The 12,626-nt window shown below is 39.5% G+C and carries 8 protein-coding genes; 7 read left to right on the top strand and 1 reads right to left on the bottom strand.

Annotation, left to right across the window (positions count from 1 at the left end; genetic code table 11):
- The first annotated feature begins 374 nt into the window (after nucleotides 1–374).
- From H4J41_RS10895 to H4J41_RS10885, 3 genes are read left to right on the top strand one after another with little or no spacing between them, the layout of a single operon-like run.
- Entirely contained in the window at nucleotides 375–2,186 is a 1,812-nt protein-coding gene (locus H4J41_RS10895; protein WP_182138128.1) for an assimilatory sulfite reductase (NADPH) flavoprotein subunit, read from the top strand.
- Nucleotides 2,186–3,928: an assimilatory sulfite reductase (NADPH) hemoprotein subunit gene (gene cysI, locus H4J41_RS10890; protein ID WP_182138129.1), complete on the top strand. Its 1,743-nt coding sequence runs from the start codon at nucleotides 2,186–2,188 to the stop codon at nucleotides 3,926–3,928. Before H4J41_RS10895 ends, cysI begins: the two co-directional genes overlap by 1 nt.
- The gene (locus H4J41_RS10885; protein ID WP_182138130.1) at nucleotides 3,921–4,682 is read left to right on the top strand and encodes a phosphoadenylyl-sulfate reductase; all 762 of its coding nucleotides are present in this window, start codon (nucleotides 3,921–3,923) and stop codon (nucleotides 4,680–4,682) included. The genes cysI and H4J41_RS10885 overlap by 8 nt, the downstream gene beginning before the upstream one ends.
- Before the next feature lie 114 nt (nucleotides 4,683–4,796).
- On the opposite strand, the gene H4J41_RS10880 is transcribed toward H4J41_RS10885, so the two are convergent.
- Nucleotides 4,797–5,708 carry a TIGR03899 family protein gene (locus tag H4J41_RS10880; RefSeq protein ID WP_182138131.1) on the bottom strand — a complete coding sequence of 304 codons (912 nt, stop codon included), beginning with the start codon at nucleotides 5,706–5,708 and terminating at the stop codon, nucleotides 4,797–4,799.
- 365 nt (nucleotides 5,709–6,073) lie between these two features.
- Here H4J41_RS10880 and H4J41_RS10875 point away from each other — a divergent pair, with 365 nt between their 5' ends.
- The 4 genes from H4J41_RS10875 to fadA all read left to right on the top strand — a co-directional run bounded on the left by H4J41_RS10875 (nucleotide 6,074) and on the right by fadA (nucleotide 12,537).
- Complete coding sequence (locus H4J41_RS10875; protein WP_182138132.1) at nucleotides 6,074–8,299, top strand: EAL domain-containing protein; 2,226 nt, start codon at nucleotides 6,074–6,076, stop codon at nucleotides 8,297–8,299.
- 389 nt (nucleotides 8,300–8,688) lie between these two features.
- Nucleotides 8,689–8,943: a MazG nucleotide pyrophosphohydrolase domain-containing protein gene (locus tag H4J41_RS10870; protein WP_182138133.1), complete on the top strand. Its 255-nt coding sequence runs from the start codon at nucleotides 8,689–8,691 to the stop codon at nucleotides 8,941–8,943.
- 237 nt (nucleotides 8,944–9,180) lie between these two features.
- On the top strand, nucleotides 9,181–11,358 hold the full coding sequence (gene fadB, locus H4J41_RS10865; protein WP_182138367.1) for a fatty acid oxidation complex subunit alpha FadB: 2,178 nt from the start codon (nucleotides 9,181–9,183) through the stop codon (nucleotides 11,356–11,358).
- A gap of 15 nt (nucleotides 11,359–11,373) precedes the next feature.
- The gene (fadA, locus tag H4J41_RS10860) at nucleotides 11,374–12,537 is read left to right on the top strand and encodes an acetyl-CoA C-acyltransferase FadA (RefSeq protein WP_182138134.1); all 1,164 of its coding nucleotides are present in this window, start codon (nucleotides 11,374–11,376) and stop codon (nucleotides 12,535–12,537) included.
- The last annotated feature ends 89 nt before the right edge of the window (nucleotides 12,538–12,626 follow it).

Here is a 12,626-nt window from a genome sequence, read left to right as displayed (position 1 = left end):
GCCCATTAGTTTCTTTTGCTATAAGAGATTTAAAATCAATGGATTCAAGTGTGATCATAACGACTGATATCAATGTATGAAAAATGAAACCAATTAGATCACAAATTTAATCAAAATGGTATTACTGCAACTTAAATGTCTTCGTCTAAATTGACCTTGTTCTGTTGTTTAAATCAAAAATACCCTCCAAAAAACACTGTCATAGTCATTACATTTTTGACATATAGCTAGCGTGAGTAGCTGCTATGAGTTTTATGTTATAAGTTCATCTCCCTATATTCTATTTTTGCATAAAAAAGCCGTTTATATTCTTTTTATTTCAACGTAAATCAGTTTATTATGACGTCATTGATTAGTAATAGGTGTATTGCCAGATGTCGCCAGAACCACAAAAATTAAACCAAACAATGCTAGATACCAACCAGTTGGCATCTTTTCAGCAAAGCATCAACAATCTTTCTCCACTTCAATTAGCGTGGGCTAGTGGCTATTTGGCCGCTAAAGCAGAAAATGTTACTAATGCTACAGTTCCCGCGGCCATTGCAAGTGCTGCTCCAACAACTTTAACTATTTTGTATGGCTCGCAAACGGGCAATGCTAAAGGTGTTGCTAAGAGTTTAGCGGCCCAAGCCAGTGCTCAAGGTTTGAATGTTGAATTAAAAAGTATGGGAGAGATTAAGCCTAAGGCCATTAAAAACATTACTCACTTACTGATAGTAGCAAGTACAAATGGTGAAGGTGAAGCACCAGACGATGCTATTGCATTACATGAATTTTTGTCTTCAAAGAAAGCGCCTAGACTTGAACATTTGAATTACAGTGTTTTGGCACTGGGTGATACCAGTTATGAGCTTTTCTGCCAAACAGGTAAAGATTTCGATCTGAATTTAGAAAAATTAGGCGCAAAAAGAATTGCACCTCGATTGGATTGTGATGTTGACTATGATGAGGCAGCTAATACTTGGTCAGCTACTGTTATTACTCAGGTTAAAACCCTGCTTAGTAGTGAGGCTAGCGCTAGCAATGTAGTGGCATTAGCCAGCGTGAACAGCACAGAAGAACTTTATACTAAGCAAAAGCCATATACTGCTGAACTATTGCTTAGCCAGAAAATTACCGGTCGTGATTCAGCTAAAGATGTACGACATGTTGAAATAGATTTAGGCAACTCAGGGTTAACTTATCAAGCCGGTGATGCCTTAGGTGTTTGGTTTGAGAACTCTGTTGCATTAGTAGATGAGCTTATTACGGAACTGGGGTTTGATGATCAAGAGAAAGTCTCTACAGGTGATGAAAGCATAGCACTTGGTGAAGCATTAAAGACCAAGTTTGAAATAACTCAAACCTCAATTCAGTTTGTTAATTTTTGGGCTGAAAAATCACAAGCGACTAATTTGCTTAATATTTTAGATGATAAGAGTGCGATGCGAGAGTATGCCGCTAATCATCAAGTCGTTGACGTAGTTAAATCTGCGCCATTACCGAATGAAGTTAAGTTAAATGCTCAAGAATTTATAGATGCGTTACGAAAAATAACGCCAAGACTTTATTCTATCGCGTCCTCTCAAAGCGAAGCGGAAGAAGAAGTGCATTTAACCGTTGGGCTTGTGCAGTATCAGACTGAAGAGGCTAACCGTCAGGGTGGTGCGTCTGGATTTTTAGCCAATGGTATTGAAGAAGGTGGTGCAGTTAAAGTGTTTGTTGAGCACAATGACAACTTTCGTTTACCAGCCAATAATGAAACACCCGTGATTATGATCGGTCCAGGTACTGGTGTTGCGCCATTTAGGGCCTTTATGCAAGAACGTGAAGCCACTGAAGCCACAGGCGATAATTGGTTGTTTTTTGGTGACCAAACGTTCACGCAAGACTTTCTTTATCAAGTTGAATGGCAAGGCTATCTTAAGTCAGGCTTGTTAACCAAAATAGATTTAGCCTTTTCTCGTGATCAAGCGGAAAAAATTTATGTGCAAGATAGATTATTAGAAAATGCTGATGAAGTTTTTTCATGGTTAGAGCGAGGTGCACATATTTACGTTTGTGGAGATATGAGCCGAATGGCAAAAGATGTTGAGGCGGCTTTATTAACTATTATTGCCAATAAAGGCCAATTATCAGCAGAACAGGCAAGTGATTATTTAAAAGATTTACGTAACGCTAAGCGTTACCAGAAGGATGTATACTAATGACTGATTTGACTAAAAAAGATCAAGCAAATGGCCCTTTAATTGTCGAAGGAAAACATGCCGATAATGAAAGGTTAAAAGCGGAAAGTAATTACTTACGTGGCACGATTGTCGATGATTTAAAAGATCATGTTACTGGTGGTTTTACCGCCGATAACTTTCAGTTGATCAGAACACACGGTATGTATCAGCAAGATGATCGTGATATTCGTAATGAGCGTGCTAAGCAAAAACTTGAACCACTACATAATGTTATGCTGCGTGCTCGTATGCCTGGTGGCATTATCACGCCAACACAATGGTTAGGTATTGATCAATTTGCTCGTGAAAAAACTAGTTACGGCAGTATTCGTATTACTACCCGTCAAACCTTTCAGTTTCACGGTGTGTTAAAGCCAAATATTAAGTTAATGCACCAAACACTGAACCATTATGGTATTGACTCTATTGCTACGGCAGGTGATGTAAACCGTAATGTGCTTTGTACGACGAATCCAGTTGAGTCAGAACTACACCAAGAAGCGTATGAATGGGCTAAAAAAATCAGTGAACATTTGTTACCTAAAACACGCGCTTATGCAGAAATTTGGCTAGATGGTGAGAAAATTGAAGGTGGGACAGAAACCGGTGAAGTAGAGCCGATTTTAGGTCCAAACTATTTACCACGTAAATTTAAAACTACGGTAGTTATTCCACCACATAACGATGTTGACGTACATGCTAATGATCTAAATTTTATTGCTATCGCTAAAGACGGCAAACTGATTGGTTTTAATGTTTTGGTCGGTGGTGGTTTAGCGATGACCCATGGCGATAAATCTACTTATCCACGTAAGGCGGATGATTTTGGTTATGTTGAGCTAGCTAAAACTTTAGATGTTGCTAGTGCAGTAGTTACTACTCAACGAGATTGGGGTAACCGTGTTAATCGTAAGAATGCGAAAACAAAATACACCTTAGATCGTGTCGGTGTTGAAGTCTTTAAGGCTGAAGTTGAGCAACGTGCCGGTATCACTTTTGCAGAAAGTCGTCCTTATGAATTCACCAGTCGAGGCGATCGTATTGGTTGGACTGAAGGCTTTGATGGTAAACATCATTTAGCCTTGTTTATTGAGAATGGACGTCTGCTTGATAAGCCAAATTTGCCATTAAAAACCGGTGTGGCTGAAATTGCGAAAATCCACAAAGGCGATTTTCGTATGACCGCCAACCAAAATTTAATTGTGGCGGGTGTGGCTAGTGAAGACAAAGCTGAAATTGAACGCTTAGCACGCGCACATGGCTTAATGGCTGATAGTGTTTCTGTACAGCGTAAAAGTTCAATGGCCTGCGTGGCTTTTCCTACTTGCCCGTTAGCAATGGCTGAAGCGGAAAGATATTTACCTGGTTTGGTCACTGATGTCGAAGCTATATTAGCGAAGCATAATGTCGCTGATGAAAGTATTATTTTACGAGTAACAGGCTGCCCGAATGGCTGTGGACGCGCCATGTTGGCCGAAATTGGGTTAGTCGGTAAAGGTCCTGGCAAATACAATATGCATTTAGGTGGTAATGTTGCCGGTACGCGTATACCTAAAATGTATAAAGAAAACCTTAATGAAGAAGATATTTTACAAGAGATTGACAGTTTAGTTGCCCGTTGGGTGAGCGAGCGTAACTCAGCCGAGGCTTTTGGTGATTTTGTGATTCGAGTCAGTATTGTTGATGAAGTTAAAGTTAGCAAGTGGGATTTTCATGACTAAGATTATTACAGCGAGTACACCTCCGCTGATCAGTAATAAATTTCCAGCGTCGTTACCAGAACCTTGGTTAAAGCAGTGGAACGAATTATTAGAAAAGCAGTCGGCAAGCCAACGCGTAGAATGGGCAATGGAAAATTTACCCGCGCAATTTGTTTTATCGTCGAGTTTCGGTATTCAATCTGCGGTAATGCTACATATGCTGACCAAAATTGAACCTAATATACCGGTATTAATAACCGATACTGGGCATTTGTTTCCTGAAACCTATCAGTTTATTGAGCAACTAACAGAGCGCTTAAAGTTAAACTTACAAGTGTTTAGTGCGAAAGAAAGTGCGGCATGGCAACAAGCTAAGTTTGGGCAAGAGTGGGATGGCGATGAAGACTCGTTGAAAGCTTATAATCGCCGTAACAAAGTTGAGCCATTAGAGCGAGGCTTAAGTGAGTTGCAAGCGGGTACTTGGTTTTCTGGTGTTCGTCGCCAACAATCTAGCCACCGTGAAGGTTTATCGGTAGTCAGTATTTTACGAGGGCGCTTTAAAGTACACCCGATTATTGATTGGAGCAATAAAGACGTGCATGAATACTTAACGGCAAATAATTTACCTTATCACCCGCTGTGGGAAGAAGGTTATGTTTCAGTGGGCGATGTACATAGTACGCGACCATTAACTGCCGGTATGGATGAGAGCGACACACGTTTCTCTGGTATGCAAAGAGAGTGTGGTTTACACACTGACGGTGATGGCATTTAAGGTCATTACTATAAAAAGAATGCGCGAGCCGCATTCTTTTTACTGTCTAATTTATTCATCTAACTAAGTTATCAATAGTAAAAATCTTATCCCTGTTATTCAGCCGTAAACTTCCTAGGTATCGATAGCAAAATTTTCCGCCAGTTGCGTTTTAATTAGCGTTAAATAATGCTCGTTTTCATCATCAGTAACTAAGTGGGCGAGTTCAGTGCCAATGGGAGTGAACTTATAAAAAGTGAGTATGCAATCAGCTTTTTTTGCGACAAAGCTAAGTTGTTTACCATGATAATTAAATTGAATTTTTTCTCCCTTGGCAAAGGAGTGGCTTTCTGTTTCTTGTTCAAACAGTAAGTGGTTATCGGCCAAAGTTAAGATGTCAGCGTAGCTTAATCCCACTTGGTTAAGGTCGAGCCGTTGTTGTCGCTGCTTATTAAACAAATTGAATAATTTCGGGATTTGATAAGCGCCGCTGATGACACGAATATTTTTTTTACGTGCATCAGTCATCGCGACACTGCAAGCTTTTGCCAGCAGCTTTGCTTCAGTAATACTCATGGTTCTAAATGCTTGTAAGGTTTTTAGTGAAAAAGAGCCAGGTTGAGATACTTCACCGGCTAAAATTTTCGCCCATAAGTCCTGCATATTTTTATTACTAATACTTTCAGCAAGTGTTAAAAAAGAGCTAAACCAGTCTTGATCTGCTCTGTCAGTAATTGTCTCATCCGAGCAATACTGAACAGCGCGTACAATGATAGCTTCCATATTTTGTTGTTTTCTTAATTGGTCAAGTTTCTTTCGTCGGTTGGCTCTTTCTTCCAAAGGGACTTGTTTGGTTTCTGGTGAAAATGCAGCGCTAAGTGAAAACTTTTTTGCCAGTACTAATAATTGTTTTTGTGAGGAAGCGTTGACGTTTGCATGTGCATTATTTTTAGGTGTGACGGTTTGTTCGTCATTTTCGACGATAGCGGGTTTACTTTGTTCTACAGGATGCTCAATTATTTTATTTTGATCAATCGAATTTGACATCAGTTGTATCCCTTAAAACTATCAAATGTTGGAAAAATGCTGGAAATTCCAACATAATATTGCCAAAAAATTATTATAGCGTAAATATAAATTTTACTCATGTCCTTATATTATTAACCTTTTTTTAACAAAGTGTAAAATGTTACCTTAAATTTATTCGCCTTTAAGTTTACGTCAGTATGTTTTTTGTACAGGAAAATGATTTGTGACTAACCGTACTTGAAAATGATATTATGATAAAAACGAAATGTTGAATAATTTCATTCCAACTTTTACTATGTACCTATTACATGAAGACAATTTTTAACGAAATTAATATTCAAAAAACTCTACTAGCATTTTTTTGTTAGTGCTTTGAGGATGATATGCAAGTTTTTGACAATACTAACGATGATTTTTTGTTTATCGACGATAGTGATGAAGATGAAATATTTGATTCAGCTATAAGAGATACTTGGAAAGTCTTAATTGTTGATGATGACCCTGAAATTCATTCAGTAACCAAGTTGGCCTTATCCGACTTGGTTGTTTTAGGTCGACATTTAGAATACCTGCATGCCTATTCAGGTCACGATGCTTGCAAACTTATTGCAGAGCATGAAGATATCGTTTTAGTTTTACTTGATGTGGTAATGGAAAGTGACGACGCGGGTCTTGTTGTCGTAAAGCACATACGCGAAGTATTAAAACGTGATGACATTCGTATTGTGTTACGCACCGGCCAGCCGGGCTATGCACCAGAAGAAAGTGTTATCAAAGATTACGATATTAATGACTACAAAACAAAAACTGAATTAACTCGTCGTAAATTAGTGACAACCGTTTATGCCGCTGTTCGCTCATATCAGCAAATTGACTCTGTAACTCAGTATAGAAAGGGTTTAGAAAAAATTATTGGCGCTGCTGCCAACTTGCTAGAACTGCGTACTATTCATGATTATGCTAGTGGCGTGTTAGCTGAGCTTATAAAGCTAGTGGATACTAGTAGTGCTATTTTTTGCGCTCGCGGACAAGGGATTGTAGAGGGGGCTGATGATTTAAGTTTGTATGTTATTGGCCAAACCGGTTTAGTTGAAGCGAAAGTAAATCAAAAATTAACGGCCTTGGAAAATCAAGATACCGCTAGTCAAATTAATAGTTGTTTTCAACACAAACAGCACTTTTTTGCTGTCGACTCTACCTCATTCTATTTCGCCAGTGGTGGCTTTAGAGCCGTAATTCATTTAGAGCTTACTCAAGCCTTAACAAGTATTGAAATACAGCATATCGAAGTTTTTCTCACCAATATCGCCACCGGTTATGAAAATGTTCACCTATTTCAAAAACTGCGTAATGCGGCTTACAAAGATTGGTTAACTGAACTGCCCAATAGATTAGACTTTGTCAATTTATTGGATGACTTCTGTCAAAGTGATGATGACAAGTTAGTCACTGCACTGGTTGATCTTAATCATTTTAGTGATATCAATGATGGCTTAGGTCAAGATATTGGTAACCAGCTTTTAATGGCAGTATCTAGACGTATTCAAGCATTAAGTGCACATAATCATGTGGCAAGAATTGGTGCTGATGTCTTTGGTATTATTGGTGCAAAAAAATGGGTTAATCCTGAAATATTAACCGCGCTGTTTAGTGAGCCCTTTACTGTTGGTGAACAAAATCTACTGATTAGCGCCTGTTTTGGTTTTTGTTCTAAAGGCTCAGCAGGATCGCGTGGTGTCAAAGTACTGAATCAAATTAATATTGCCCTTAATTTGGCCAAAAAATCTATGCATGAACCTTATGTTTATTATCATCAAGAAATGGAAGATAAAACACTTTGGCGTTTAAGTATGATTAGGCAATTACGCACTGATTTTTCCGAACACCGTTTAGAGCTTTGGTATCAACCACAGCTAAGTTTAATCACAGGCGAAATTATGGGTGCTGAAGCCTTGCTGCGTTGGAAAACAGCCGAAGGTAAGTTTATTTCACCCGCTATATTTATTCCATTGGCAGAGTATTCTGGTTTGATTATTGAGATTGGCAACTGGGTTGTCGATCAAGCATGTCAGCTGTTAAATAGACTGGCAGCGAGCAAATTTACCGAGGTCAGTATTTCGGTTAATGTCTCGATTCCTCAATTTAAACGCGATAATTTTGTCGATACGGTTATTGATATAGCGAAGTCGCATAAAGTTGATCCCAGTAAATTGGAACTAGAAATCACCGAAAATGTTTTAATGGATGAACCTCAGGTGATTATTGATGCGCTAGTGAGATTAAAAGCGCAGGGCATTAGTATTGCACTTGATGATTTTGGCACTGGTTTTTCATCATTAAGCTATTTACAAAAACTACCTTTGGACCGATTAAAAGTTGATCGCTCTTTTGTCAGTGCCATTGCCGAGCCGGGTGGTGCGATTATAGCCGCCACCATTATCAATTTAGGCAAGCAAATGAACTTAAAAGTCATTGCTGAGGGCATTGAAAACAGCGAACAAGAATCAGAATTAAGAACTTTGGGCTGTGATGAAGTGCAAGGTTTTTATTATGCTAAGCCAATGCCAGCTGACGAGTTCTTCACGTGTTTAGAGCGAATAAATCGATAGCGTATATTATTGGCAATACTGGATTTACAGCACTTGTTCTACAAGTGTTTTTTTTTGTGTAAATCTTTACATTTAGCCTTGGTGTTTAAAGCACAAAAAAGTTAATCATAAAGCCCAACAAGCCAAGCCTACACGATATACCCCCCCTAAAAAGTACTCACTATTCAAATAATTCCAAGTAGCACTGCAATAACCACTACGGTAATATGATTAAGGGAAAAGCAGGTCTTAGCACTTGCTGAAATGTATTATTTTTAAGCGTTGTAAGTTAGTTACTTGTAAAATATAGGATAAATCCAGTAAAGTTATCAGTGTTAGCTTAAGATTTTTCACTCCAAGCGAGTAATCAAGCGCAATAACGATAGATAAAAATTACAGCTGAGGTATGTATGGATATTAATAAAATAGCAGAGCAAAATTACGATTGGGTTGAACGTATGGGTTGGCATAATAAGACCACGTTGGAAGCATTAGCTTTAGTGGCCTCAGAGGTCGGGGAAGCGATAAATGAATGTCGTGGTGAAAAGCCGACTGACAATTTTAAAGAAGAGTTAGCTGATATTGTGCTGAGAGTTTTAGATATTGCACATTGGCAGGGTATAAATATGGAACAAGAGTTGCTAGCTAAAATGAAAAAAAATTAGCAAAGAGGCACCCGAGGTCGCATTAAATAAAGCGCTAAATAAAATTAATACACTTAATTAAAACGCTTGTTTAAAAATGTTTGCTTTCCCTTTCCTTTCAAGGCAAACTCAGTATCACTTTATTTCTTTTACTAGTTCATCATAAATAATTAGTAAGCTAAATATTTATACGCTCGGTAGTAGTCTATGATTACATATTACCAGTCAATCGACCCACAAAAAGTCAGGAGAGTAGGCATGTTATTCCAAGGCAAAAGCCTTTCTGCCCAGTTGTTAGACGACGGCATTGTTGAATTTAAATTCGATGCACAAGGCTCAGTTAACAAGTTTGATCAGGCAACGTTTAAAGAATATATCGCAGTTGTTGATGCGATTAATAATTGCAGTGAAGCAAAAGGGGTATTGATTACCTCAGGTAAGTCTTCTTTTATTGTTGGTGCTGATATCACCGAGTTTTTAGAAGTATTTAAAAAACCGGAAGATGAGTTACTACCTTGGGTAAAAAATGCCTCTGATATTTTTGATTCATTTGAAGATATTAATCTGCCTACTATTGCTGCTATTAACGGCTTCGCTTTAGGTGGCGGTTGTGAAATGACCTTGGCTTGTGATTATCGTATTGCAGATACCTCATGTTCAATCGGTTTACCAGAAGTGAGCTTAGGTTTAATACCTGGCTTTGGTGGTACCGTGCGTTTACCACGTGTTATTGGCGCTGATAATGCCATTGAATGGATGTCGACAGGCCGAGCTTTTAAAGCTGAGCAAGCGATGGCGGTAGGTTTGCTTGACGCTGTAGTTGCACCAGAACATTTGCGCGAAGCGGCACTGAAAATGCTAAATCAAGCGATTGCGGGTAAATTAGATTGGCGCGCTAAACGTCAACCTAAACTAGAAGCATTAAAGCTTTCTCCAGTAGAAACTATTATGACCTTCAATACCTGTAAAGGTATGATCGCGGCTAAAGCCGGTAAACATTATCCTGCACCTATGGTGATGGTTAAAACGATCGAAGCCGCAGCAGGTTTAGACCGTGCAGGCGCAATGGCATTAGAAAACGCAGGGTTTGCAAAATTAGCGAAAACTGATGCTGCTACTGCACAAATTGGCTTATTTATGGCTGATCAAGTGGTTAAAGGTAAAGCGAAAAAAGCCGGTAAACAAGCGACGAAGGCAGTCAATAAAGCGGCTGTTTTGGGTGCAGGTATTATGGGCGGTGGTATTGCATACCAGTCTGCTTATAAAGGCACGCCAATTATCATGAAAGATATTAATGACCAAGCACTTGATTTAGGTCTAACAACGGCTGCGGGTATTTTAACTAAGCAAGTTGAACGTGGCCGCATGAACGTTAAGAAAATGGCTGGCGTACTCAATAGCATCACACCGTCATTAAGTTATGACAGCCTTAAAGGTGTTGATATTGTTGTTGAAGCTGTAGTTGAAAACCCGAAAGTAAAAGCTATGGTGTTGGCTGAAGTTGAAAACCATGTTGATGAAGACACTATTGTGACTTCAAATACCTCAACTATTTCAATTGATTTATTAGCCGAAGGTCTTAAACGCAAAGATAAGTTTTGTGGCATGCATTTCTTCAACCCAGTAAATAAAATGCCATTAGTTGAAGTTATTCGTGGCAAAGCTACCTCTGATGAAACCGTTGCTGCTGTTGTTGCTTACGCAGCTAAAATGGGTAAATCACCTATCGTGGTAAACGACTGTCCTGGTTTTTACATTAACCGTGTTTTATTCCCATACTTTGCTGGCTTTAGCCAATTAGTGCTTGAAGGTGCTGATTTCGTTGCCGTTGATAAAGTCATGGAAAAACAATTTGGCTGGCCAATGGGCCCAGCATACCTTCTTGATGTGGTTGGTATTGATACCGCTGATCATTGTACGGGTGTTATGTCATCGGGTTTCCCAACTCGTATGTCAAAAATTGATAATGACCCAGTAAGTGCTTTATATAATAAAGACCGTCTTGGCCAGAAAAATGGCAAAGGCTTCTACGATTACGGTAAAGACAAGCGCGGTCGTCCAACCAAAGTGGCAGCACAAGTGGCTTATGACTTGTTTTCAGGCGTAGAGAAAAAAGACTTTACCCAGGAAGAAACTATTGCTCGTTTGATGATCCCTATGGTGAATGAAGTGGTGCGCTGTTTAGAAGAAGGTGTGGTTGATACTGCAGCTGAAGCTGATATGGGCTTAATTTACGGTTTAGGTTTTCCACCATTTAGAGGCGGTCCAATTCGTTATTTAGAAACGTTAGGCTTAGATAACTTTATTGCAATGGCAGATAAATATGCCCATTTAGGCGAAATTTACCAAGTTACTGATGGTATGCGTGAAATGGCAAGATCTGGTCAATCATATTTTACAACCGATGTTAAAACTAACAGCGTTAAAACAGCTTAGGCGAAGGAGAAAATCATGAAAGAAGTCGTTATTGTCGATTGCATCCGTACCCCAATGGGGCGCTCAAGAGCGGGTGTTTTTCGTAATGTTCGTGCTGAAACATTATCAGCACACTTAATGCAACAATTGTTAATTAGAAATCCAAATCTAGATCCTGCATTAATTGAAGATATTATTTGGGGTAACGTTAAGCAAACTAAAGAGCAAGGTTTCAATATTGCTCGTAATGCTCAATTGTTAACGGACATTCCAAAGTCTACCGGTGCTGTTACCGTGAACCGCTTATGTGGTTCATCAATGCAAGCGCTACATGATGCAACCACTAACATTATGGCCGGTCAAGGTGATGTGTTTTTAGTGGGTGGCGTTGAGCACATGGGTCACGTACCTATGATGTACGATGTTGATTTTGATCCCGCATTGAGCAAGCATATTTCTCGTGCGGCCGGCAACATGGGCTTAACGGCTGAATTGCTAGGTATGCAACACGGCATTACGCGTGCTGAGCAAGATGCCTTTGGCGCTCGCTCTCATCAGCTTGCTCATAAAGCCATGCTTGAAGGTCGTTGGGCTAATGAAATTGTACCCACTTTAGGTCATGACGCTATGGGCGCTTTAACGCTTATCGAACATGACGAAGTTATTCGTCCTGAAACAACGATTGAAAGCTTATCAGCATTGCGTCCGGTATTTGATCCAGTCAATGGCACAGTAACCGCGGGTACTTCTTCTGCACTTTCTGACGGCGCTTCTGCGATGTTAGTGATGTCAGCAGAAAGAGCTAAAGCTATGGGCTTAACACCTCGTGTTAAAATCCGTGGTATGGCTATCGCAGGTTGTGATCCATCTACAATGGGCTTTGGTCCAGTGCCAGCCACCAAGAAAGCATTGCAACGTGCGGGCTTAACATTAGCTGATATTGAACTAGCTGAGTTTAACGAAGCCTTTGCTGCACAAGCATTGTCATGTGTACGTTCATTAGGTTTAGAAGACAAAATGGATGACATGATTAACCTTAACGGTGGCGCAATCGCTTTAGGTCACCCACTAGGTTGTTCAGGTACGCGTATTTCAGGGACCTTAATTAACTTGATGGAAGCACAAGATGCTAACATTGGTTTAGCGACTATGTGTATTGGTTTAGGCCAAGGTATCGCTACAGTATTTGAAAGAGTGTAATTTTTACTTTTTATCGTTAGCTTTTGAGTTAACGCTCTAAGCTAACCTGATGAATAAAAGCCCAACATTTGTTGGGTTTTTTTGTGTTC

Source organism: Colwellia sp. MB3u-45 (assembly GCF_014077005.1).
Taxonomy (GTDB): Bacteria; Pseudomonadota; Gammaproteobacteria; order Enterobacterales; family Alteromonadaceae; genus Cognaticolwellia.
The sequence above is the reverse complement of the archived record's forward strand: the minus strand, read 5'-3'. Positions and strand labels throughout refer to the sequence as shown.

Bases quoted from the DNA above. Each gene is read 5' to 3' on its own strand.
- H4J41_RS10895 (WP_182138128.1), top strand. From the start codon at position 375: ATGTCGCCAGAACCACAAAAATTAAACCAAACAATGCTAGATACCAAC.
- cysI (WP_182138129.1), top strand. From the start codon at position 2,186: ATGACTGATTTGACTAAAAAAGATCAAGCAAATGGCCCTTTAATTGTC.
- H4J41_RS10885 (WP_182138130.1), top strand. From the start codon at position 3,921: ATGACTAAGATTATTACAGCGAGTACACCTCCGCTGATCAGTAATAAA.
- H4J41_RS10880 (WP_182138131.1), bottom strand. From the start codon at position 5,708: ATGTCAAATTCGATTGATCAAAATAAAATAATTGAGCATCCTGTAGAA.
- H4J41_RS10875 (WP_182138132.1), top strand. From the start codon at position 6,074: ATGCAAGTTTTTGACAATACTAACGATGATTTTTTGTTTATCGACGAT.
- H4J41_RS10870 (WP_182138133.1), top strand. From the start codon at position 8,689: ATGGATATTAATAAAATAGCAGAGCAAAATTACGATTGGGTTGAACGT.
- fadB (WP_182138367.1), top strand. From the start codon at position 9,181: ATGTTATTCCAAGGCAAAAGCCTTTCTGCCCAGTTGTTAGACGACGGC.
- fadA (WP_182138134.1), top strand. From the start codon at position 11,374: ATGAAAGAAGTCGTTATTGTCGATTGCATCCGTACCCCAATGGGGCGC.